Genomic DNA, 23182 nt, shown 5'->3' with positions numbered 1-23182 from the left:
GCTCAGCGCTTGTGCGACGGCTTACGGACGCGCTCACGGGAGAGGATCCACAGCGCCTCGACGCCGTCCTTCCAGGTGATCTTCTTGCCCTCTTCGCGGGTGCGGGCGCGGTAGCTGATCGGCACCTCGTAGGGGCGGTGCCGGTTGCGCAGCAGCTTGCCGGTGACCTCGGCCTCCATGCCGAAGCCGGCGGACTTGATCTGCAGCGACCGGTACAGCTCGACGGGCATGAGCTTGAAGCAGGTCTCGAGGTCGCCGAGGTAGCAGTTGTACAGCATGTTGGCGGCGGTGGTGACGGCCTTGTTGCCCATGACGTACCAGAACGAGAAGGAGCTGTGGCTGCCGAAGGTGCGGTTGCCGTAGACGACGGTGGCGCGGCCGTCGAGGACCGGCTCGAGCAGCTTGGGGATGTCCTGCGGGTCGTATTCGAGGTCCGCGTCGAGGATGACCATGTAGTCGCCGGTGGCGTGCTCGACCGCGGTGCGGATGGCCGCGCCCTTGCCCTTGTTCCGCGGGTGGATGACGACGCGGAGGCGCTCGTCGTGCAGCCCGTTGAGGATCTCGGCGGTGCGGTCCCGGCTGCCGTCGTCGACGATGACAAGCTCGGTCTCCGTCGGGTAGTCCACGTCGAGCGCCTGTTTGACGGCGTCGGCGACGCGGACCTCCTCGTTGTAGACCGGCATCAGGATCGACAGCTTCATCACGATCTCCGAAGAGTTCTGGTTGGGACCATCAGACTAGCCTTTCGTCACCCGCGCGTGTGATGTCCCCGCGAGCGGTTGCACCCTCGTACGGTGTCGCCTATGACAAGTGCGGCGAAGCGGTTGGGCGACGAAGCGTACATCGCGGTCACGACGTTCCGGCGCGACGGCACCCCGGTGCCGACCCCGGTGTGGGTGGCACCCGACGGTGACGATCTGGTGATCTGGACCGTCGCCGACTCCGGCAAGGTGAAACGGATCCGCCGGGACGGCGCGGTGACGGTGGCGCCGTGCACGGTCCGGGGAGTGCCGACCGGCGAGGCGGTGCCGGGGCACGCCACGATCCTCGGCCCGGAGGGCGGCCGCACCGCGCGCGAGCTCATCAGGCGCAAGTACGGCCTGCGCGGCCGCCTGTTCGTCTGGATGAGCGTCCGGCGGCGCGGCGAGGACGGCACGGTGGGGGTGCGGATCACGCTGGTCTGAACGGCTGTTCTCCGCACAAAGCAACGCGCCCGGATCACCGGGGGGTGACGATCCGAGCGCGTCGCGGGGAACAAGCATGTCGTTTTGGCACCGGAGGGTGGCGCGAGGTAGGGTTGCGCCTCAGTCGCCCTGGCGCTGCTGCGGGATCTGTCCCTGGAGCAGGGCGCGCACCTCGGATTCGCGATAGCGGCGGTGGCCTCCGAGGGTGCGGATGGCGCTCAGCTTGCCCGCCTTCGCCCATCGGGTGACGGTCTTCGGGTCGACGCGGAACATCGACGCGACCTCAGCCGGTGTTAGCAACGGCTCAGGCTCATGCGTGCGAGATGGCATCGGTCACTCCTCCACAGGTACCCAGGAACGTCGGACGGGGTCCCGCCGGCCGACGCGTTTCCTATGGTCCGGCTAGTCCCCGATGTCCGACATGGGCCGAACGGCTGAAGGTCCCTGTATGGACGGATGATGAATAAGTGAATTTTCCCAATTTGGTGACACGAAATGGGATAAAGCGGGACCGGATGTGACGCTCTGTGGGTGAGCCGATACGAATCTAGCTCACCCGACCGGGTGAGCGGTAGCCTACAAAGTCCTCCCAATAACCCATAACGGACACCACTTCGGAGCGATTCGGTTGCGAAGGGTGACACCCGTTCGTGGCTGTTGGGATCCGGACATTCAAGCTGGACTATGACCGGTTTGTGCCGTGCCGGTGACCCGCCCCCGCCTTCCCGTGACTCCCGGACGCCGCCGGCCGAGCGGTCGCTCCGCGGTCCTGGTCGCGGCACGGTGACGATCCGTGTCCACGCCGCGGAGGCCGGCTGCCGGACGGCGTGCCGGCGGCTGCCTGAGCTGATCGAAGTCGCGGGCTGGCCGTTCGGGCAGCCATTTCGCGACTTGGATCAACGCGCGGGGCGGCGGGGCTTCCGCTGGCGGAGTGGCGGCCGTGCGGCGACTTGGATCAAACGGGTGGACGTCGGGGTGATCTGTGGGCGGGGGCGGAGGTCGGTGCGGGGCTAGTTGCAGCGCTCCAGGAGCTGCACGGCGCGCCAGCGCTCGACCAGCTTCTCGTACACCTCGGTCGCCTCGTCGGCGTCGCCACGGGCCACGCTGGACAGGCCCGCCGACACCAGCCCCGGCGAGTCGTCCTCGATGAGCGTCTCGTCGGACAGCAGGCTGACCAGGCCGCCGTAGTCCAGCTCGACGATCGAGCGGGAGTGGAACTCCTCCAGCCAGCGCGCCGTCTCCTCGACCGCGACCGTGATCGGCGCGTCGCCGATGGCCCGGCGCAGCACCGCATAGGCCCGGTGCGCCCGCCGGCGGGCCTTGGAGATCTCGGTGCGGTAGCGCAGGACCCGCCGCCCGGGGCGCAGCGACAGCTCGCGCTCCTCCAGGTCCACGAAGACGAACCAGCGCAGGGGCACCCCCCACGTGGCGACCTGCTCGTGCACCCGCGGCATGCCGCGCTCCAGGACGTTGTCGCCGCTGCGCCAGTCGTCGACGACGGTCTGCGCGAGGCCGGCGAGCACCGGCGGGACGAAGGCGTCGGCGATCACGCTCGGCACGCCGTCGCGGGCGGTGAGCGCCGCCTCGGCGACGCGGATGCGCAGGTTCCACGGGCAGACGAGCAGGGTGTCGTCGGCCTCCAGGACGTAGGCCTCCTCGGGGAGGTCGGGCAGGCGCGTCCAGCCGGCGCCGAGCGCCTCGATGACCGCCGTCCGCTGCCGCCCAGGGCCGTCGGACAGTGCGACCGCCCTGCCCTCCTTGACGTAGCGACGCCAGTACAGCTGGTGGTCGCGATCGAAGGCGGCCAGCGGCTCGTACACCCGCAGATATGACGCGAACAGCGACGGCACGGGCCGATCGTCGCACGAAAGTGTCGGCCGCCGGTATTAGGGTCGGTGTACAGGCGCCGTCTCACGAGGATCGGGCCCCCCACCGACACAGGAGCATCCATGGGTGTCTTCACCACCAGCCACGAGCAGGTCGTCTACTGTCACGACCGGCCGTCCGGCCTGCGCGCGATCATCGCCATCTACTCGACGGCGCTCGGACCGGCGCTGGGCGGGACCCGCTTCTACCCGTACGCGACGGAGGACGACGCCCTGCACGACGTCCTCGACCTGTCCCGCGGCATGGCGTACAAGAACGCGCTCGCGGGCCTCGACCTCGGCGGCGGCAAGGCCGTCATCTGGGGCGACCCGGACAAGGACAAGAGCGAGGCGCTGCTGCGGGCCTACGGCAGGTTCGTGCAGTCGCTGGGTGGGCGGTACTACACGGCGTGCGACGTGGGCACCTACGTGCAGGACATGGACGTCGTGGCGAAGGAGACCAGGTTCGTCACGGGGCGCTCCGAATCGCACGGCGGCGCGGGCGACTCGTCGGTCCTTACCGCCTATGGGGTCTTCCAGGGCATGCGGGCTGCGGCGGAGCACCGCTGGGGCAGCCCGACGCTCGCCGGCCGGCGGGTCGGCATCGCCGGGCTCGGCAAGGTCGGCAAGCACCTCACCGAGCACCTCATCGAAGACGGCGCGTCGATCGTCGCCACCGACGTCAACGAGCGCGCCCTGGAGTGGGTCCGCACCACGTATCCGCAGGTGGACGTGGTCGGCAGCAGCGATGACCTCGTCGCGGCCGACCTCGACGTGTATGCGCCGTGCGCGCTCGGCGGGGCCCTCAACGACGAGACCGCGGCCGTGCTGCGCGCGAAGATCGTCGCCGGCGCGGCGAACAACCAGCTGGCTCACCCGGGGGTGGAGAAGCTGCTCGCCGAGCGCGACGTGCTCTACGCCCCCGACTACGTCGTCAACTCCGGCGGGGTCATCCAGGTGGCCGACGAGATCGAAGGCTTCAACTTCGCCCGGGCGCAGCAGCGGGCCGCCCGGATCTTCCACACCACCCGGGAGATCCTGCAGCTCGCGGAGGCTGAGGGGGTCTCGCCGGCGGCCGCCGCGGACCGACTCGCCGAACGGCGGATGGCCGACGTCGGAAGGCTCCGTACGATCCTCTTGTAGGACGTGACGACCACGGCACGACGGTGGTGCTTACCCAACCGGTCCGGTCGGGTAAGCAACGCCACCGAATTGGTCAGTAGGGGCGAGATGCCGAAAGGTGCCCTCGACATGTACCGTAAGAGCCACGAGAGATGCCTGACGTTGTCGGGGCCTGCCGGTAATGGCTGCCCCGTAATTCTGTGCGAGGGGGTCGAGCCATGGGGCGCGGCCGTGCGAAGGCCAAGCAGACTAGGGTGGCCAGGGAGTTGAAGTATCACTCCCCAAACACCGACCTCGACGCGTTGCAGCGCGAGCTCGCGGGCAGCCCGAAGTCTTACGACGACTACGCCGGATCCGGCGATCAAGTCGACGATGAGGCCGACGACGAGGACGACGGTAACTACGACGACTCCTCCAGCGACAGCGATTGGCGCTCACGGAGTCGTTGATCATCGGTCTACCCGGCTGACGGGCACGTGGCGACCCCACGTGCCCGCGTCATGTCCGAGACACCCGCGCGGTGGCCGTTCTCTCGACGGCACACCGCGTGGGTGTCTGGTCATAGCCTGACGCTGCTGGACCAGCCCTCAACGGGGACGGTTGTTCCAGTTGTAGAAGGTCGGGATGTTCTCGAAGTGGTTCCAGGCGCAGACGGCGCTCGCGCCGTCCTGACCACTCGCCTCCGAGCGGGCGGCCCTTGCCACGGCGGCCTCGTCGAGCAGCACACGAAGGCCGTCAGCGGCTCCGTGCACCCGCTCGGTGACCGGGTCAGCGTGCTCCGGCATGGTCCAGCACTCCCTCCAGAAGGCAAATCTTGCTGTTGCGGCAGTGATTCGTCTCGGTGCCGTCGAACCTGCCGTGCTCGAAGTAGCGGTTCGCCGCGTGGGCGCCGCCGCAGAAGCCGAAGTACGCGCACGTCGAGCGGCACGCCTCGACGCCGCGCAGGTACTCCGGCACCCATCCGGCCGAGCCCGCCGCACCGGCCAGGATCTCGGCCAGAGGTGTCCGCAGGACGCTGCCGGAGGAGAAGTCGCCGTACCGCACGTCCGTGAAACCCGCCAGCTCGGGTGAGAGCAGGAAGACGCGCCCGTCGGCGGCGATCGTCGGGATCGGGTCGAGCGCGGCGGGCAGCACGTCGTCGGCGCCGCCGGCCAGGACCGCGCCCGCGTAGCGCAGCGTCCACTCGATCTCCCGCACGTGGATGCGCGGGTCGCGCCGCCACGCCGCGACGAGCTCGGCCCAGAAGCCGCGGACCGCGCCGGCGCCGTGATCGTTCGCGCGGGCGTTGACGCCCTCCTGCTCCTCGATGTTGATCCCGAGGACGTCGCAGCCGAGGCCGAGGAAGTAGTCGTAGAGCCGGCTGGCGAGGCCCGGGCCGGGCGCGCTGACGACGCAGAGCGCCGAGAAGGGGATCTCGTGCCGCCGCAGCGTCTCGATGCCGCGCCGGATCCGCCCGTACGAGGGGGCACCCGCCCGGTCGATCCGCTGGTCGTTCAGCTCGGGTGGCCCGTCGACACTGACACTGACGTGCATCCGGTGCTCGGTGAAGAACTCGCACCACTCGTCGTCGATGAGCGTCGCGTTCGTCTGCACATGGTGCTCGACACCCTCGAAGGGGGCCATCAGCTCGGCGAGCGCGGCCCGCCCGGCGGTCAGCGGCTCACCGCCGTGCCACACCACGGAGAAGCGGTCGTTGCCCGCGGCCCACTCGTTGACCGACGCTGCGACCGCGCTCGCGACGGCGGGGCTCATCCGGTCGTTGCGGGACCGGAACGGCAGGTAGCAATACGTGCAGTCAAGGTTGCACAACGTCGTGGGCTGCATCACGACGTAGCCTGGCACCGGCGAGATGCCCCGCATGCCGCTCCACGACACCGCCCCGTCCTCCTTTTGGGTGTAGGGACGTGTCGCTTCAGCCTAGGTCTCTTGCCTCATTGCGGTAAGACCTGGAGATCGGAATAGGCGAGACTTTCCCGATCCCGCCTATTCCGACAGCCTTCCCGCAGGGGGACGGTCAGCCTCGCGTGTGCGAGCCGACCATCTGCACCTGGCCGGTGCCCTCGATGACCTCGCCGACCTGCCAGGCGTCCAGGCCGCGACCGGCGAGGAACGCCAGGGTGCGGTCCGCGTCCTCGGCGGAGACGACGGTCAGCATGCCGATGCCCATGTTGAACGTGCTCTCCATCTCCATGTCCTCGATGCGCCCCTTGGTGCGCACGAGGTCGAAGATGGGCTGCGGCCGCCAGGTGGCGCGGTCGACGACGGCGTCCACGTTCTCCGGCAGGACGCGGACCAGGTTGCCCGGGATGCCGCCACCGGTGACGTGGGCATACGCGTGGACGTCGCTCTCGGTGATGAGGTCGAGGCAGTCCTTCGCGTAGATCCGGGTCGGCGTGAGCAGCTCCTCGCCGAGGGTGCGCTGCGAGCCGAACTCGTCGATGACGCTGTCCAGGCGCATGCGGCCCGCGCCGAGCAGCACGTGCCGGACCAGGGAGTAGCCGTTGGAGTGCAGGCCCGAGGAGCGCAGGGCGATGACGACGTCGCCGACCTCGACCCGGTCGCGGCCGAGGATCTTGTCCTCCTCGACGACGCCGACGCCGGTGCCGGAGATGTCGTACTCGTCCGGGCGCATCACGCCCGGGTGCTCTGCCGTCTCGCCGCCGAGCAGTGCGCAGCCCGCGTAGCGGCAGCCGTCGGCGATACCGGCGCCGATCTCGGCGACCCGGTCCGGCACGACCTCGCCGCAGGCGATGTAGTCGAGCAGGAACAGCGGCTCGGCGCCACAGGCCACCAGGTCGTCGACGACCATCGCGACGAGGTCGATGCCGACCGTGTCGTGGATGCCCATGGCCTGGGCGATGGCGAGCTTCGTGCCGACGCCGTCGGTGGACGAGGCGAGGATCGGGCTCTTGTACTTCTTGAGGTCGAGCCGGAACAGGCCCGCGAACCCGCCGATGTCACCCATGACCTCGGGCCGGTGCGTGCGGTGCACCTTGGTGCGGAGCAGCTCGACGGCCTTCTCGCCGGCGTGGATCGACACGCCCGCGTCGGCGTACGTCACGGTGCGCCTGCGGCTCCTGCCGTTACCGGCGGTCCACAACTGCCGCTCGGGGGTGCTGCCCTGGCCGGTCTCACCGGCCTTCTCGGCGCGCTCATCCACGTGCGTCACTTTCTCCCCTTTGATTGCCTTGGCGGCGGCCACCGCATGGTGCTACGGGTGGGCGGGTCACGGGCGCAGCAGTGCGCCCGAGCCGCCCGGGCTGGCGGCGACGCTGACCGCGCCACCGTCGGTCGTGGTGGAAGCGGCCCCCGCAGCGCGCGCCACACCTTCCAGGACGTGCTTGCCGATCACGTTGTCGGCCGGCAGTTCGATCGGGTACTGGCCGTCGAAGCACGCGCTGCACAGCCGGTTGGCCGGCTGCTCGGTCGCCGCGATCAGGCCGGGCAGCGACACGTAGCCGAGTGAGTCGGCGCCGATCGACCGGCGGATCCCCTCCAGGTCGAGCCCGTTGGCGAGCAGCTCCGCCCGGGTGGCGAAGTCGATGCCGTAGAAGCATGGCCATTTGACCGGCGGCGACGAGATGCGGACGTGTACTTCGACCGCACCAGCTTCTCGCAGCATACGTACGATCGCACGTTGGGTGTTGCCGCGCACGACGGAATCGTCGACGACGACGAGGCGCTTGCCCCGCACGTTGTCGCGCAGCGGGTTGAGCTTGAGCCGGATGCCCAGCTGGCGGATCGTCTGGGACGGCTGGATGAAGGTGCGCCCGACGTAGGCGTTCTTGACCAGGCCGTGGCCGAACGGGATGCCCGACTCCGTCGCGTAGCCGATCGCGGCCGGCGTGCCCGACTCCGGCACCGGCATGACCATGTCGGCCTCGACCGGGTGCTCCCTGGCGAGCGTGCGGCCGATCGCCACGCGTGCGGCGTGCACGTTGCGCCCGACGATCGTGGTGTCGGGGCGGGCCAGGTAGACGTACTCGAACAGGCAGCCCTTGGGGTCGGGGGTGCCGAAGCGGGTGGAGCGCAGGCCGTGCTCGTCGATGGCGATCAGCTCGCCGGGCTCGATCTCGCGCACGATGCTGGCGCCGACGATGTCCAGCGCGGCGGTCTCGCTGGCCACCACCCAGCCGCGCTCCAGGCGGCCGAGCACCAGCGGGCGGACACCGTTGACGTCGCGGGCGGCATACAGGGTGTCCTCGTCCATGAACACGAAGCTGAACGCGCCGCGCAGGGTCGGCAGCACCTCCAGCGCCGCGGCCTCCACCGACAGGTCGGGCCGGGCCGCGAGCAGCGCCGTCACCAGGGCGGTGTCGTTGGTCGAGTTCATCTGGTCGCGATCGCCGAGCTCGGCGACGCGCCGGGCCAGCTCGGCGGTGTTGACCAGGTTGCCGTTGTGCGCCAGGGCGATCGTGGTGCCGCCGCGGTCCTCGCCGGCGGCGGTGGAGCGCAGCGTGGGCTGCGCGTTCTCCCAGTTGGAGCCGCCGGTGGTCGAATAGCGCGCGTGGCCGATCGCGATGTGGCCGCGCAGGCTCGCCAGGGTGGGCTCGTCGAAGACCTGCGACACGAGGCCGAGATCCTTGTACACCACCACGCCTGAGCCGTCGGACACCGCGATGCCGGCCGCCTCCTGCCCACGGTGCTGCAATGCATACAGCCCGTAGTAGGTCATCTTCGCGACCTCTTCGCCCGGCGCCCAGACGCCGAACACACCGCACTTGTCCTGGGGACCTGGACGCTGGGGGTCGAGCTCGTGGCTCAACCGGCCATCGCCTCGGGGCACGTTGCCGCTCCTGTCGTCGCAGTTGTCGGGGTTCGTCGGCGGTGTGGGTCGAGGGAATCCGACCTGATAGGCGCCGTAATTCGGTCGCCTTCGCGTACCAAAGTGTACGCGAGGAATTTGGCATGACGCACAGCCACAGTTCACGCGCGGTTCGTAACCAGTGTCCCGTACGAATTGCGCAGTTACAAGGGTAGATAGGCCGATAAATCAGCCCGAACTCCACTCGCGCGGATCTTCCCCGCGGTGACTGCTTCATGCCACGATTTCCGACCCGTGGCGATCTCCAGCCAGGTGGCGGGGTCGGTCTCGACGACGTTGGGTGGCGTACCTCTCGTGTGCCGCGGACCCTCGATGCATTGAATCGCACCGTATGGGGGAACCCGCACCTCCACCGAACGGCCGGGAACGCGGGACCGGAGGTCAGCCAGAAGCTCACGCACGGCGTCACGCAGCGCGAACCGGTCCGGAACGAGTCCGGCATCCATCGCATCAAGGACGGTCTGCACCGTGTCGGAATATCGGTGCGGAGTGGACATGACGGGACGATACGACCGCCTGTGGGCCGGTCGCAACACCCTGCGCCTTTCGCCGACCCCTGTGGACAAGGCATAGTTTGCTGCGGCGCACCATGCAAAGCGAGCCCCGCTCGCATGATGGACCATCGACAGACATGCTCGGCAGAGACGCTCGGGTGAAAGTCAAGATCCGGAGGGGTGTGGACGTGACTACCCACCGACGAGCCTTGCTGCTCCGCGCAGGGGCGGCGGCCGTACTGGTGACGGGCGCTCTCATCGGCACGGCGGTGACGCCTGCCCTCGCAGCGGTCACCTCGAGCGTGTCCACGAACTCGTTCGAAATCAGCCCGGGCGAGACCAAGAACATCAGCGTCACGCTGAACAACAGCGACGGGCAGCCTGAGACGGTCACCGTGAAGGTGGCCGTGAACAACGGCACGCTGACTGTCAAGGGCATCAACGACAACAGCGGGTGTGACTCCGGCGGTGCGTCGGCGGAGTGCGCGGCCGTGGTGGTCCCGGCCAACGGCAACAAGACGGTGACGTTCCAGGTCCAGGCCAAGAGCCCCGGCACGGTTCCGGCCGGCCAGACCCAGGCGGCCGAGGCCAATGTGACGGCGCCTGGCCTGTCGGGGAACAGCAAGGTCAACATCACCGCCAAGGGCCCCGCGCAGACCGCGCCGGCGACGCAGACGGTGACCGAGGTCTCAGGCACGGTCAACGACTCGACCACCGGCAAGGCGCTCAAGGGCGCGACCGTCACCATGGAGGACGGCGCCGGCAAGAGCCGGTCGATGAACACCAACGACGCCGGCGTCTACCGCTGGCTCGGCACCGAGAGCAACCCCATCGCCCCGGGCGGCATCTCGATCTCGGTCACCATGAACGGGTACGACGCCGGGTCGAAGAACCTCAATGTGCAGGCGGGCAAGGGGAGCACCGGCAACCGGATCGCCCTGGTGCCGATCGGCTCGACCGCCTCACCGGTGGCGCCGCCGACCATGGAGGAGTCCACGCCCGCAGGCGAGGACTCGCAGTCGGCCGCGGCGCCCGGTCCGGTGAACACGACCAACACGTCCAGCGAGGGCGGCAGCGGCCTTTCCTCGTACATCCTGATCGCGCTCGGCGCGCTCCTGGTCATCTTCGGCATCGTCGCGATCGTGCTGCTCCTGCGCCGCCGTGGTGACGACGACGAAGAGGACATCGAGGAGGAGCCGGCCCCGCGGCGCGGCGGCGGAGGCGCGGCCCAGCGCCCCGGGTACCGCCAGGCCCAGGCCGACCCGACGATGGTCGCCGCGGTGGGCGGCGCGCCCACGATGATCAACCGTGCCTCCGCGAACGACGCGACCGCGATCGTGCGCCCGGGCCGCGCCGGCTACGACGACGTGCCGCCGGACCCGTACGGCGCGCCCCTGCCGCGGGCGGGCTCCGGTTACGGCGCCGCGGGTGCCGGTGCCGGATACGGCGCGGCGAACGGCGGCGGATACAACGACCAGGCCGGTTACGCGCAGGGCGCCCCCTCGGCGGGCTACGGCCCCTCGTCCCGCCCGGCGGTCGACCCGTACAGCCCCGAGTACGGCGCGGGCGGCGGCAACGGCTACAACGACCAGGGCGGCTACGCCCCCCCGGCCGGTGGCGGCGGTGGTGGCGGCGGGTACGCGGACTCCACCCAGCGCTGGGAGCCGAGCGCCGGCAACGGCTACGCCGGCGGCCAGGGCGGCGGCTACGGCCCCGGCGGCTCGGGCGGTGCCAACGGCTACGGTGCCGACGGTGGTCAGAACGGCTACGGCGCCGACGGCGGCCAGAACGGCTACGGCCCCTCGGGCGGCGGCTACAACGGTGCCAACGGCGCCAACGGGTACGGCGCCAACGGGTACAGCGGCGACCAGGGCGGCGGCTATGGCCCGGGCGGCGGTGCCGGTGGCTACGGCCCGCCGGCCGGCGGCGGCCAGGGCGGCTACGGCCCCGGCGGCGGCGACGGCTACCCGAGCGCGGGCGGCGGCTACGGCCCGAGCGCCGGCAACGGCTACAACGGCCAGGCCGACTACGACGGCCCGTACGCCGGCCGGGGCGGCTACGAGCAGCGCGGCGGCTACGAGCCCGCCGCCGGCTACGAGCGTGACGGCTACGAGCGCGTCCCCGAGCCCCCGCGGGCCGGCAACGACAACTACGAGCAGCGCGGCGGCTACGGCGACCCCCAGGGCGCCCCTCGCGGCGGCGCCAACGGCAACAACCGCCGCTCGCTGGACTGGCTCGACGACTGACGCACCCGCGAACGGCGCCCCTGAACACACCCAGGGGCGCCGTTCGCGTGTCTGCCGGAACTCGTCGCCGGCCGGCGGGTCATGTGATGTGGGTGGGGAGCGCGACTGCCGACGTGCGGGAGACACAGGCCGGGTCCGGACCCGCGTCCGTGGCGACCACCGGCGACGTAGACAGGCGCGGGTGCATCACCCGGAGCCAGCGCACCTTGCGCAGCAGCTTGGCGGTCGGGCCGAGCTCCCGGTGGCGGGGCGCGTGGCCGATCATGCCGCTTCCTCAATGATCCTTGTCACGTCACAGAGTGTGCGGTGGCGGGCACGGACTCGTCAGCATGCGAACGGTCCTGGTCCCGCGCTGGTCAGCTTCCCCCGTTCGGGGGCGGGTGGGCGGCGCCGGGGACCGAGTGACGCTACTGGTAGCGGTGGCCCATCTCGGCGTGGATCGGTTCGCCGGTGGTGAGCGCCGTCAATGCCAATGACAGGCGGCGGTGCAGGGAGGCGCGGATGGTGGCGTCCTCAAGCGGGAGCCACCGGACGCCGGTGAGCTCGTCGGCCGCGGGGCGCAGATCGGTGGCGGGGTCGAGGACGCCGCCGTCGAAGACGAACTGGACCTGGTCGCTCCAGGGGCCGCGGCCGGGCGTCCAGTCGACGACCAGCAGGCGGCCGGTGGGCCGGTCGAGGCCGAGTTCCTCGAGGACCTCACGGCGGCAGGCGGCGCTCGGCGGCTCGCCGGTCTCCACGATGCCGCCCGGCAGGTCGAGGTACGGCTTGTAGTTGGGCACCACGAAGAGGATCCGGCCGGCGGGATCCCTGATCAGGGCGCCCGCGGCGACCGTCTTGTGGGCCATCCGCCGGGCGATGCCGGGGTGGAACTCCGCCTCCGGCGGGCCTTCCGAGGCGAAGAAGGAAGCGGTCACGGTGTCCGTCCAATGGGGTACGCCGGTTTGCTGATGGTGAACGCGTCTTGCGTAGTGCACAGGTGACGGCGCGTCAAGAAGGGCCGGGAGCTCAGACCGCCCGCCGCATGTGGAGGCGGACCGTGGTGCCGGTGGTGCCGGTGCGCATCTCCAGCAGGTCGCAGATCTGCCGGGCGATCCACAGCCCGTGGCCGCGCTCGGAGTGCGGGTCGGCGCGCAGGAAGCCCAGGAAGTTGCCGGTGGCGGTGCCGGCGTCGGTGATCTCGCAGACGACCCGGCGGTCGGTCGCCCACATGCGGGCCTCGCCCGTGCCGCCGCCGTGCCGCAGGACGTTGGTGGCGATCTCGTTGATGGCGAGCACGTAGTCGTCGACCCGGTCGCCCGCGACGCCGAGGCGCGGGGCGTGGTCGGCGACGAACTGCCGGACCGGAGCCAGGTCGGCGTAGACCGGGATCCATTCGACGCCGGCGGGCGGGTACGGCGTGAGCGGCGTGTTGCGGGCGGCGTAGTAGGAGGCGGGCTCGGTGAAGTCGGCGCTGACCTCGCTGGCGGTGCCGACGGCGAGCCGCGGGTGGGTGCGGCGGGCGTCGTCGACGATGGTGCTGGCGAGGGTGCTGCTGTCGTAGCCGCACATGACCCAGGCGCGGGAGTCGGCGAGCGCGACATTGACCACCGACTCGTACCGGCCCCATTCCGACGTCTCGAGGTCGTCACGGCCGGCCCAGACGGGCTCGCCGATGACCCGCAGGCAGGCACTGTCGCCGGCGAGGGCGTCGATGCGGCGGTGGTGGGCGGCGAGGGTGCGCCCGGGGGAGTCGAACCAGCCGGCCGGCTCCAGGAACGTGACCCGGTCGGTGGCGCCGTTGAGCCGCTCGCGCAGGAGGCCGGTGTTGCGGGTGGAGGTGACGGCCAGGACCGTGTCACCGCGGTGCACGCCCTCGATGATGAACGGCACGGCCGCCGCGAGGAACTGCTCGGGCGAGTCGAACAGCAGCGCCTGGTGGATCAGGGTCACGACGTCCGCACCCCCGCATCCCCGATGGTGAGGCCCGGGGTGGCGTCCCAGCCGACGATGCGCAGCACGTTGCGCAGGGTCGGTGCGAGGTGGCGCACCTGCAGGGTCCGGTCCGGTGGCAGCGCCTCGGCGGCGCGGACCAGGGCGCGGATGCCGCGGACGTCGATGAAGCGCAGCTCGGCGAGGTCGATCACGACGATCGGCTCGGGCCACCCCGCGGTGTGGGCGAGCGCCTCGGCGAACGGCCCGGCGGTCGAGTCGTCGACGGTGCCGATGATGCGCAGGCCGCGGGGCGCGAAGGTGGGGACGATGCGGAGCCGGCGGTCGTCGTGCAGCGGATCGATGGTCATCACCCCGGGGTGCCGGGCGACGAGACCGGAGATGTCCGCCTTGTCGAAGAGGCGTTCGTCGTACTGGCAGACCGCCGCGACACCGTCGGAGCCGGTGACGGTCGAGGCGACCCCCGACTCGTACTCGTGCAGGCGGACGGTGTCGGGCAGGGCCCAGCTCATCTCGCCGGTGAGGCGCAGGCCCTGGAAGCCCGCGGCGCGGGCGTCGCGGACGGCGTGCCGGATGCCGTCGACGAGGACGCCGGGGTCGAAGCGGTCGTCGGCGGCCGGGCGGACCTCGAGCTGGCCGCGGGCGATCGCGAGGGCGCCGTCGACGCCGCGCGGGTCCAGCCACGCGTCGATGGCGCCGGGTGCGGTCCGGTCCGAGTAGTACAGGACCCGCTCACCACGGACGAGGCCGTCGGCGATGTAGGCGGAGACCACTTCGCGCTGCTCCTGATCGCTCGCGAACGGCAGGCAGAGGTGGTCGCCCAGGCGGACGTGCCGGGTGTGTTTGGTCGAGACGCTGTCGTTGATGCCCTCAACTTACCCACCGGCGCCGAAATTGATGTCAGGCCCTGATGCAGCAGGTGGTGCAGACCTTCGGGGTGGGCAGGGTGAAGGCGAGGCAGCAGGTGCGCCGCTTGATGTCGAGGCCGCCCTGCTCGCGGACGCTGAGGTCGACGAGGTCGTCGGCGCCGAGCGCGGCCAGCACGCGGTGGGCGGTGTCCAGCATCGTGGCGCCGGGCGCGACGTAGCCGCGGGAGATCGCGTAGGAGACCCCGGAGGCGACCGAGCCCCACAGCGTCCGCCGGCCCAGGCGGGCCTGCTTGCGCACCTCGTCGAGCATCGGGTCGAGGTGGGCGTCGACGAGCGAGCGCCGCATGACGCCCAGCAGCTCGTCCTCGTCGTCGACGATGAGCAGCCCGGGCGTGTCGGTGGCGACGATGGGGTCGGTGGCGAGGACCGCGGTGACGGGCCGGCGCAGCGCGAGGGTGAGGAAGGGCTGCCGGTCGGAGAACCGGACCAGCACGTGGTCCGGCGTCATCAGCGGCACCCGCCGCGAGCCGGTGAATCCGATCACAGCCGGCAGGGCCAGCCAGTAGGAGTAGCACTTCCAGGCGAGGGCCGCGGCGGCGTGCGGCTGCGCGTCCCAGCGCTGGGCGGCGGCGTCGAGCCACTCCCGGACGCCCTCGGCGGTGAGCAGCTCGCCGGCGGCGCGCCAGCCGGGGCCGTGGGGCGGGACCAGTCCGGTGGACAGCCCTTGGAGTGATTCTTTGCCGTGCCGCAGCCCCATCCGCGCCAGCCCGGCGATCACCGGAGCCAGCGGGTCGGCGGCGGTCCGGCTGATGAGGGCGGTCACGTTGGGTCGCCGATGGTCCCGGGCGGGCAGGGGGACACACTGCGAGGACGCCGCGGCGCGGCGCTCGTCCTATGCGTGTGTGCGGTGCTCACCACCGTCGAATACCCCCAGACATGCATGCCAAGCGCACACGATACCTCGATTAGGTAAGCCTAACCACTCCAACATTGTCCGCTATCCGATGTCACTTTGTGTAACTTTACGTAGACAGGCTGCTGATGCCCGTGCGTTGATCAACCCCGATGGGGAGGCGTTGTCAACCTTTTTGTCGGTAAATTGTCCGCTTGACCTGTTCGGCCGCCGACCCCAGGGACACTGAGTCGGGCAGGGGCAGTCTCCCTGCGGGGCTGGGACGGACATGACTACGAGCGACTCTCCCGTACAGCGGGCGTCAGAGGCGTTCGTCGCGGAGTTCGCGCGGTGGCGCATCGACCGCGGTATGTCCAAGAAGCAGCTGGCCGCCGCGATGGGGTTCGACGCCTCCTACGTGAGCCACGTCGAGGCCCGCCGCCACCGCCCCACCGAGGACTTCGCCCGGCGCGCCGAGGCGATCCTGCAGAGCGGCGGCGCCATCTGGCAGCGCTACAAGGAGTACGACGAGCTGCGCGCGACCGCCCGCAGCCGGGTCGGCCTCCCCGGCCGCGACCCGCCGGTGCCCGACCAGTGGCTGCCGCCCGGCACGGGACTGGTCGTCGAGCGGGAGACCGCCCGGCTGTCCTACGTCGACGGCAAATACCGGTGCACGGTCCGCCGTGCGCTGTACAACGCCGGCACCGAGCCGGTCACGCGCTACCTGGTGCGGATCTCCGTGGACCGCTACCCGGACGACCCGGCGCGCTCCAACCGCCATCACCGCGACCACCCCATGTCGTGGGAAGAGCTGGCGATGGTCGCGTCGTGCGCCGGCGAGCCCATGGACTGGCGGTCCAAGACCGACCGGGACGCGCTCAAGGAGGCGTGGCTGCTGTTCGAGAACGCGCAGGGCCGCTTCCCCCTGTACCCGGGGCAGCGGACCACCATCGCGTACTCGTGGCACATCAGCGTCGAGAAGTGGGGCCACTGGTTCCAGCGCACCGTCCGCCTGCCCACCCGGCAGCTCACCATCGAGGTCGAGTTCCCGGCGCGGATGCGGCCGGTCGTCTGGGGCGTGCAGACGTCGCTGTCGGCGGAGGAGGTGCCGCTGCGCACCCCCATCACGCAGGAGCTGTCCGTCGACGGGCGGGCGGTCTTCTCGTGGCACACCGAGCAGGCGACCCTGCACGACCGCTACCGGCTGGAGTGGCGCTTCCGGGGCACCCGGCCCGAGGGGGCGGTCGAGCAGCCGGACGACTGGGAGGAGCCCCCTTTCGTGCAGCCGGCCTCGAGTGACGCCATGCGCGCGGCCGGCGTGATCCAACGCGGCGAGGCGGGCCTCGACCGGCCGGTGCGGCGGCTGGACCTGCCCGGGGAGTCGGCGCGGGCCGAGGACGTCATCGAGCAGCTGGCCACGGCGCTGGACCGGATCGAGGCGCTGCACCCGTTCGTGAAGGGCGTGGGGCTCGCCGCTCCGCAGCTCGGTGCGGGGCTGGCGGTGGCGGTGATCCGGGCGGCCGACCCTGACGCGGACCAGATCGTGCTGATCAACCCGAAGGTCGTGGCGGAGTCGGCCGAGGCCGACGAGCAGTTCGAGGGCTGCCTGTCGTTCTTCGACGTGCGCGGGCTGGTGCGGCGGCCGCTGCGGATCACCGTGGAGAGCGAGCTGCTCGACGGTTCGACGGTGACGACGGTGTACGAGCGGGCGCTGGCCCGTCTGGTGGCCCACGAGATCGACCACCTGGACGGGCGGCTCTACCTGGACCGGATGGAGCACGACGCGCCGCTCGTGCCGACGACGGAGTACCGCCAGACGGGCAAGCCCTGGCATTACGCCTGAGCTCCGGGGCGCCTGAGCCCCGGAGCCCGAGAGCCGGTCGCGCGAAAGGCCGGGCGCCCGTAGAGCGGGCGCCCGGGAAAGCCTGCAACAGGCCGAAGCAGGCCGGAATGCCGGAACGCTACAGCTCGCCCGCGGCGGAGATGTAGGCCGACTCGACGAAGACCGTGATCCAGCGCGCCGGGCGGCGGTCGGCGACCAGGTCCAGCGTGGGATCCAGATTGAGCGAGCGGTACGCGCGCCGCATCGCGTCGTCGTCCAGCACCTTCGCCTTGCCGTTGACGTGCAGCCCGATCGCGCCGCGGGCGAAGTCGACGAAGAGCAGGCTGACCCGCGGGTCGCGCTCGATGTCGGTGATCGCCTCCGACAGGCCCGCGTCGCCGAACTCGGGCCACGCGAGCCGGTCCTCCGACAGGACCCGCACGAAGCCGGCGCCGCCGGTGACGAATGTGCAGTCGTGGCCGTCCTCAGGCTCGCCCGTCGCCACGAACAGCATCTCCTGGCGGCGGATGAAGTTCTGCATCCGGTCGTCGAGCTCCTTGGACACGTCGCGCGATAGGTCGGACACGGTCGGCACGGTGCACCTCCATGGACGGCTGGCTCTGTCCCCAGCCAAACACCGACCGTGTGGGACGGCCGGACAGTCAGTGCGACTGAGCCGGACGGCCCTGCCTGTCCAGTGCCCGCACCGGCGCGTCGAGTGGAAACAAGCGGTGAACACACGACGTCGCACATTCAGTGCGATGCGTGGTCGTCCCTGGTGGAGACGCTGGCTGTCCGACGGCACCTACGTTTGACCGCGAAGGGCACCGATGAGCGATCTGTCGCGTTTACTGAAGGAGAGTTGGAGCCTCGTCGAGGAGCAGCAGGACAAGCTCGCCAGCTACTTCTACGCGCGTATGTTCCTGAACAACCCACAGCTGAGGGACCTCTTCCCGGTCCAGATGGACGTGCAGCGCTCCCGGCTTCTCGGCGCGATCGTGACCGCCGTGCAGACCGTCGACGACCCCGACACGTTCGACGAGTACCTGCGCTCGCTCGGCCGCGATCACCGCAAGTTCCACGTGCGGCCCGAGCACTACCAGATCGTCGGCGATGCGCTGTTGGAGGGCATGCGCACGTTCGTCGGTGACGAGTGGACCTACGAGTTCGACCAGGCCTGGCGGGACGCCTACGCGGTGATCGCCGAGAAGATGATCGCCGGCGCCGAGGCCGACTCCACGAACCCGCCCTACTGGCACGCCGAGGTCCTCCACCACGAGCGGCGCAACCAGGACATCGCCGTCATGACGTGCCGTCCGCTGCAGCCGCTGGAGTACCGCGCCGGCCAGTACATCAGCGTCGAATGCAAATACCAGCCACGGCTGTGGCGCGTGTACTCCGCCGCGAACGCGCCACGCAAGGACGGCTCCATCGACTTCCACGTTCGGGCCGTCGGCGCCGGCTGGGTGTCCTCCGCGCTGGTCCGGAAGGTCCAGCCCGGCGACATGCTCCGGCTCGGCGCCCCGATGGGCTCGATGGTCATGGACCGCCGCTCGACCCGCGACATCGTCTGCGTCGCCGGCGGCACCGGCTTCGCCCCGATCAAGGCGCTGATCGAGGAGATGACCCGGGCCAACCGGACCCGCTGGGTGCACGTGTTCGTCGGCGGCAGGACCCGCGACGACCTGTACGACCTGGCCTGCCTCAACCGGCTCGCCGCCCGCTACCCGTGGCTGTCGGTGGTGGCCGCGACCACCGACGATCCCGACTTCCCCGGAGAGCACGGCAACATCTCCGACGTGGTCGCCCGCTACGGCCCGTGGAACGACCACGACTTCTTCGTCTCCGGCTCGCCGCAGATGGTGCGTTCGACCCTGCGCACCCTCGCGGAGATGCAGGTCCCCGCAATCCGGATCAAATACGACGCCTTCGGGGACTCGTAACACCGGCAGGGGCGCCGTTCGTGCGGGCGGCGCCCCTGCCGAACTAGAGTTTCGCGCGTGATCGACAAGCGTGCCGTCCGCGTCGAGGTGATCCTGCTGCTCGGCGTGTCGCTCGGCCGGTCCGCGATCCTCTCGATCCTGGCGATCATCGACCGGCTCACGTACGTGAAGCCGCTCTCCGAGCAGACCGCGACGCTCAACCCGTCGATCACCCCGGACCGCCCCTGGCTCGACCTGGCATACCAGCTGGTCTACACCGGTCTGGGCTTCGTCGCGCCGTTGCTCGCGGTGTACCTGCTGCGCCGCGACCATGAGGACTGGCGCCTCGGCGTGCGGCCGGGCTCCGACCTCGGCTACGGCGTGGGCCTCGCCGCCCTGATCGGCCTGCCGGGCCTCGCCCTGGTGTGGGCGGCGCGGGAGCTGGGCATCAGCGCGCAGATCGTGCCCGAGGCGCTCGGCACGCACTGGTGGTCGGTGCCGGTGCTGATCCTCGCCGCCCTGCAGAACGGCGTCCTCGAAGAGATCGTCATGATCGCCTACCTGCTGACCAGGCTGCGGGACCTGGGGTGGAGCCCCTGGGTGGCGATCGCGACCAGCGCGGCGATCCGCGGGTCGTACCACCTCTACCAGGGCTTCGGCGGGTTCATCGGCAACTTCGTCATGGGGCTGGTCTTCGGCTGGTTCTACCGGCGGACGAACCGGGTCATGCCGCTCATCGTGGCGCACACGATCCTCGACATCGTGTCCTTCGTGGGGTACGCCCTGCTCAAGGATCATTTGGCGTTCCTGAGATAGGGCAAATAGCCACAATTAGTCTGGCTTCGTGGGCCGAATCCTTCTCGCCATCACCCTCGTCGCCTCATCCCTCTTCGCGCTGCCGATCGCGGCCCACGGTCGTGCCGACACCGGGCTCTACATCGTGCAGCTGGAGGGCGACCCGGCCGGACGCCAGGAGAGCGCCCGCGCCACGATCCGGACCGGCCGCGCGGACGTCCTGCGCCGCGCCGGGATCCGCAGGACGGTCGCGGTGTACGAGTCGGCCTTCAACGGTTTCGCCGCCGCCCTCACCCCCGAGCAGAAGGCCCGCGTGGAGCGGACCCCCGGCGTGCGCCACGTCTGGCCCAACGAGCGGCGCACCGTCGACACGGTCTCCACCACCGGCTTCCTCGGCCTGGACGGCCCCGGCGGGGCGTGGGCCAGCCACTTCGGCGACCCGTCCCGCGCCGGCGAGGGCATGATCATCGGCGTCGTCGACACGGGCTTCTGGCCGGAGAGCCCCAGCCTCGCCCCGCTCCCCGAGCCCCGCCCCGACCAGGCCGTCATCGACAAGAAGTGGGCCAGGGGCGGCACCGACAAGTGCGACGAGGGCACCGGCACCGCCCAGCAGAAGATCACCTGCAACAACAAGGTCATCGGGGCCCGCTTCTACGACGGCAGCGGCTTCGGCGGCTGGGAGTCGGAGTTCCACTCCCCGCGCGACTACGACGGCCACGGCACCCACACCGCGACCACCGCCGCCGGCCTCCACGACATCCCCGCCACCATCAACGGCGACCCCGTCGGCACCGTCTCCGGCATGGCGCCCGCCGCCCGCATCGCCGTCTACAAGGCGCTGTGGCGGCAGTCCGACGGCGAGGGCTCCGGCGGCACCGTCGACCTGCTCGACGCGGTCGACGACGCGGTCAGCGACGGCGTCGACGTTATCAACTACTCGGTCTCCGGCTCCGAGTCGCTCATCGTCGACCCGATCGAGGTGGCCTTCTACAATGCGGCCGCGGCCGGCGTCTTCGTCGCCACGTCCGCCGGCAACAGCGGCCCCGACGAGTCCACCGTCGCGCACAACTCGCCCTGGGTGACCACCGTCGCCGCCAGCTCGCACGACCGCGGCGCCGACAAGTCGGTCACCCTCGGCAACGGCAAGACCTACACCGGCGCCGGCCAGGGCCCCGCGGTGCCGTCCGCGCCGCTCGTCGACGCCGTCGACGCCGGCCTCAAGACCGCCGAACCCGGCAAGGTCGAGCTGTGCTACCCCGGCACGCTCGACCCGGCGCGGGTCAAGGGCAAGATCGTGCTCTGCAAGCGGGGCGTCAACCCGCGCACCGACAAGAGCATCGCCGTCCGCGACGCCGGCGGGGCCGGCATGGTCCTCTACAACCCGAGCGAGAACTCGCTCAACGCCGACTACCACGTCATCCCCACCGTGCACGTCGACCACGTCGCCGGGGCGGCGATCAAGGCGTACCTGGCGATCCCGGACCCGACCGCGTCCCTCTCGGCCGTGTCGCAGGTGATGCCGCGGGCGCCCGCCATGGCCGCCTTCTCCTCCGCCGGCCCGGCCCTCGCCGGCGGCGGCGACCTGATCAAGCCCGACATCACCGCCCCGGGCGTCGACATCGTCGCCGGCGTGTCCCCGGCCGGCCACCACGGCAACCTGTACGACGGCGAGTCCGGCACCTCGATGTCCAGCCCGCACATCGCCGGCATCGCCGCCCTGGTCCGCGCCGAACACCCGGACTGGTCGCCGTCCGCCGTCAAGTCGGCGCTCATGACCACCGCCGGCGTCTTCGACAACACCGACGGCATGATCCAGCGGGCCGGGAAGATCGCGAGCCCGCTCGACTACGGCTCCGGCCACGTCCGCCCTTCGCGTGCCTTCGACCCGGGACTGGTCTACGAGTCGGGGCCGCAGGACTGGGCCCGGTACGGGTGTGCCCTCGGCCAGCTGCAGCTCGTCAGCGACTGGTGCCCCACCGTCGGCACCATCGACCCCAGCGACCTCAACTACCCGTCGATCGCCGTCGCCTCGCTGCCCGGGACGCAGACGGTCACCCGCACCGTCACCAACGTCTCCAGCCAGCCGAGCGTCTACGTCGCCTCCGTCACCGACCCGCAGGGCCTGGCCGTCACCGTCACGCCGAGCACGCTGACCGTCGCACCCGGCGAGTCCGCCACCTTCAAGGTCACTATCCGGCGCACCGATGCCGCGTACCGCGTCTGGACCTTCGGCTCCCTCACCTGGACCGACCTGCGCGGCCACACCGTGCGCAGCCCCATCGGCGCCCGCCCCGTCGCGCTCGCCGGCCCGGGCGAGGTCACCGGCTCCGGCGCCACCGGCACCGCCACGATCGAGCTCACCGGCGGGTACACCGGCAGCGTCACCACGAAGCTCTTCGGCCTCACCCCGTCGGCCGTGCACCAGCAGAACCTCGTCGGCAGCACGGCCGCCTTCGTGCCCACGGCGCCCGCCACCGGCCCGGCCGTCTTCAAGTTCACCGTGACCGTGCCGCCCGGCACCGAGTTCGGCCGCCTGGCCACGTTCTCCGCCGACCACCTCCCGGGCACCGACGTCGACCTCTACCTCTACCAGGACGGGCAGCTCGTGGACCGCAGCGACGGCACCACCGCCGACGAGGAGATCCCGCTCACGTCCATGGGGGTGTTCGAGGTGTACGTGGTGCGCTTCGCCGGGCCGCCCGACGCCGACAGCCGTCCGGTCGTGGCGCACACCTTCCTCGTCGGTGACGATCCCGCCGGCAACTTCACGGTCACGCCCCCGGTCGCCGCGGTGCGGCCCGACCGGCCGGTGGCCTTCACCGCCGCCTGGCACGATCTCGACCCCGCGAAGCGCTACCTGGGCATGGTGGAGTTCGGCGACGGTACCGCGGCCCGGGCCTGGACCACGGTCGCCGTCGGCCCGACCGCCCTGCCGCCCGCGCCGTCGGCTTCGGCTTCGGCGCCTGGTGTGTCGCCGTCGCCTGGTGTGTCGCCGTCGGGTTCCGTTGCTGTCCGGCCGTCGCCGTCGGGTTCCGTTGCTGTTCGGCCGTCGCCGTCGGGTTCCGTTGCTGTTCGGCCGTCTGCTTCGGTCTCCGGGCGGCCGCCGGTCGCATCGCCGTCCGCCTCGGTGCCGTCGCCGCGGGTCACCCCGCCGCGGCGGTGACCTTCTGCCGCCCGGTGACCTTCTAGCGCCCGGTGACCTTTGGCGCCCGGTGAC

Annotated in this window: 21 protein-coding genes and 1 pseudogene; 8 read left to right on the top strand and 14 right to left on the bottom strand. The window is 70.9% G+C overall.

The features are described from left to right. Positions 1–2 precede the first annotated feature (2 nt). Positions 3–701 carry a glycosyltransferase family 2 protein gene (locus ACFY3L_RS30400; protein WP_389317454.1) on the bottom strand — a complete coding sequence of 233 codons (699 nt, stop codon included), beginning with the start codon at positions 699–701 and terminating at the stop codon, positions 3–5. A 102-nt stretch (positions 702–803) separates the two neighbouring features. Here ACFY3L_RS30400 and ACFY3L_RS30395 point away from each other — a divergent pair, with 102 nt between their 5' ends. Beyond that, on the top strand, positions 804–1184 hold the full coding sequence (locus ACFY3L_RS30395) for a PPOX class F420-dependent oxidoreductase (protein WP_389331511.1): 381 nt from the start codon (positions 804–806) through the stop codon (positions 1182–1184). Between the two features lie 120 nt (positions 1185–1304). On the opposite strand, the gene ACFY3L_RS30390 is transcribed toward ACFY3L_RS30395, so the two are convergent. Then, positions 1305–1514: a BldC family transcriptional regulator gene (locus ACFY3L_RS30390; RefSeq protein ID WP_033365012.1), complete on the bottom strand. Its 210-nt coding sequence runs from the start codon at positions 1512–1514 to the stop codon at positions 1305–1307. A gap of 680 nt (positions 1515–2194) precedes the next feature. Next, a complete protein-coding gene (locus tag ACFY3L_RS30385) occupies positions 2195–3034 on the bottom strand; it encodes a hypothetical protein (protein WP_389331508.1) in 840 nt (279 codons plus the stop codon). Positions 3035–3133: 99 nt separating this feature from the next. Here ACFY3L_RS30385 and ACFY3L_RS30380 point away from each other — a divergent pair, with 99 nt between their 5' ends. Together ACFY3L_RS30380 and ACFY3L_RS30375 are read left to right on the top strand one after the other, a co-directional pair. Beyond that, positions 3134–4192, top strand: coding sequence for a Glu/Leu/Phe/Val dehydrogenase dimerization domain-containing protein (locus tag ACFY3L_RS30380; protein ID WP_389331505.1), 1059 nt, complete (start codon positions 3134–3136; stop codon positions 4190–4192). Positions 4193–4389: 197 nt separating this feature from the next. Continuing rightward, positions 4390–4620: a DUF3073 domain-containing protein gene (locus ACFY3L_RS30375; protein ID WP_033365009.1), complete on the top strand. Its 231-nt coding sequence runs from the start codon at positions 4390–4392 to the stop codon at positions 4618–4620. Positions 4621–4758: 138 nt separating this feature from the next. On the opposite strand, the gene amcA is transcribed toward ACFY3L_RS30375, so the two are convergent. The 5 genes and pseudogenes from amcA to ACFY3L_RS30350 form a co-directional block, all read right to left on the bottom strand. Beyond that, the gene (amcA, locus tag ACFY3L_RS30370; RefSeq protein WP_389332521.1) at positions 4759–4896 is read right to left on the bottom strand and encodes a multiple cyclophane-containing RiPP AmcA; all 138 of its coding nucleotides are present in this window, start codon (positions 4894–4896) and stop codon (positions 4759–4761) included. Positions 4897–4929: 33 nt separating this feature from the next. Next, positions 4930–6031: pseudogene (gene amcB, locus ACFY3L_RS30365) on the bottom strand (cyclophane-forming radical SAM peptide maturase AmcB); the annotation flags it as partial. A gap of 154 nt (positions 6032–6185) precedes the next feature. Continuing rightward, positions 6186–7340 (bottom strand): phosphoribosylformylglycinamidine cyclo-ligase, encoded by a 1155-nt coding sequence (gene purM, locus ACFY3L_RS30360; RefSeq protein ID WP_389331502.1) that lies wholly within the window; start codon positions 7338–7340, stop codon positions 6186–6188. A gap of 57 nt (positions 7341–7397) precedes the next feature. After that, complete coding sequence (gene purF / locus ACFY3L_RS30355) at positions 7398–8957, bottom strand: amidophosphoribosyltransferase (RefSeq protein ID WP_389331499.1); 1560 nt, start codon at positions 8955–8957, stop codon at positions 7398–7400. A 182-nt stretch (positions 8958–9139) separates the two neighbouring features. Beyond that, entirely contained in the window at positions 9140–9493 is a 354-nt protein-coding gene (locus ACFY3L_RS30350; protein WP_389331496.1) for a sterol carrier family protein, read from the bottom strand. 206 nt (positions 9494–9699) lie between these two features. On the opposite strand from ACFY3L_RS30350, the gene ACFY3L_RS30345 reads away from it, so the two are divergent. Continuing rightward, positions 9700–11736 (top strand): hypothetical protein, encoded by a 2037-nt coding sequence (locus ACFY3L_RS30345; protein ID WP_389331493.1) that lies wholly within the window; start codon positions 9700–9702, stop codon positions 11734–11736. Between the two features lie 79 nt (positions 11737–11815). Here the strand turns inward: ACFY3L_RS30345 and ACFY3L_RS30340 are convergent, their stop codons facing one another. From ACFY3L_RS30340 to ACFY3L_RS30320, 5 genes are all read right to left on the bottom strand, one after another. Beyond that, positions 11816–12001, bottom strand: coding sequence for a hypothetical protein (locus tag ACFY3L_RS30340; protein WP_389331490.1), 186 nt, complete (start codon positions 11999–12001; stop codon positions 11816–11818). Positions 12002–12143: 142 nt separating this feature from the next. Further along, positions 12144–12650 (bottom strand): NUDIX domain-containing protein, encoded by a 507-nt coding sequence (locus ACFY3L_RS30335; protein WP_389331487.1) that lies wholly within the window; start codon positions 12648–12650, stop codon positions 12144–12146. 91 nt (positions 12651–12741) lie between these two features. Next, a complete protein-coding gene (locus ACFY3L_RS30330; RefSeq protein WP_389331484.1) occupies positions 12742–13665 on the bottom strand; it encodes an anti-sigma factor RsbA family regulatory protein in 924 nt (307 codons plus the stop codon). Further along, entirely contained in the window at positions 13662–14471 is an 810-nt protein-coding gene (locus ACFY3L_RS30325) for an MEDS domain-containing protein (protein WP_389332518.1), read from the bottom strand. The genes ACFY3L_RS30330 and ACFY3L_RS30325 overlap by 4 nt, the downstream gene beginning before the upstream one ends. Before the next feature lie 94 nt (positions 14472–14565). After that, positions 14566–15357 (bottom strand): hypothetical protein, encoded by a 792-nt coding sequence (locus ACFY3L_RS30320; protein ID WP_389331481.1) that lies wholly within the window; start codon positions 15355–15357, stop codon positions 14566–14568. Between the two features lie 358 nt (positions 15358–15715). On the opposite strand from ACFY3L_RS30320, the gene ACFY3L_RS30315 reads away from it, so the two are divergent. After that, entirely contained in the window at positions 15716–17269 is a 1554-nt protein-coding gene (locus ACFY3L_RS30315) for a peptide deformylase (RefSeq protein WP_389331478.1), read from the top strand. Positions 17270–17387: 118 nt separating this feature from the next. Here ACFY3L_RS30315 and ACFY3L_RS30310 read toward each other — a convergent pair whose 3' ends face one another. Further along, entirely contained in the window at positions 17388–17834 is a 447-nt protein-coding gene (locus ACFY3L_RS30310) for a pyridoxamine 5'-phosphate oxidase family protein (RefSeq protein ID WP_389331475.1), read from the bottom strand. A gap of 244 nt (positions 17835–18078) precedes the next feature. Between ACFY3L_RS30310 and ACFY3L_RS30305 the strand changes: the two genes are divergently transcribed. From ACFY3L_RS30305 to ACFY3L_RS30295, 3 genes are read left to right on the top strand one after another with little or no spacing between them, the layout of a single operon-like run. Then, the gene (locus ACFY3L_RS30305) at positions 18079–19191 is read left to right on the top strand and encodes a globin domain-containing protein (protein WP_389331472.1); all 1113 of its coding nucleotides are present in this window, start codon (positions 18079–18081) and stop codon (positions 19189–19191) included. 57 nt (positions 19192–19248) lie between these two features. Then, positions 19249–19986, top strand: coding sequence for a CPBP family intramembrane glutamic endopeptidase (locus ACFY3L_RS30300; RefSeq protein WP_389331469.1), 738 nt, complete (start codon positions 19249–19251; stop codon positions 19984–19986). Between the two features lie 28 nt (positions 19987–20014). Beyond that, the gene (locus tag ACFY3L_RS30295) at positions 20015–23128 is read left to right on the top strand and encodes a S8 family peptidase (RefSeq protein WP_389331466.1); all 3114 of its coding nucleotides are present in this window, start codon (positions 20015–20017) and stop codon (positions 23126–23128) included. The last annotated feature ends 54 nt before the right edge of the window (positions 23129–23182 follow it).

Origin of the sequence: Dactylosporangium sp. NPDC000521 (genome assembly GCF_042898305.1) — a bacterium.
Lineage (GTDB): Bacteria > Actinomycetota > Actinomycetes > Mycobacteriales > Micromonosporaceae > Dactylosporangium.
The sequence above is the reverse complement of the archived record's forward strand: the minus strand, read 5'-3'. Positions and strand labels throughout refer to the sequence as shown.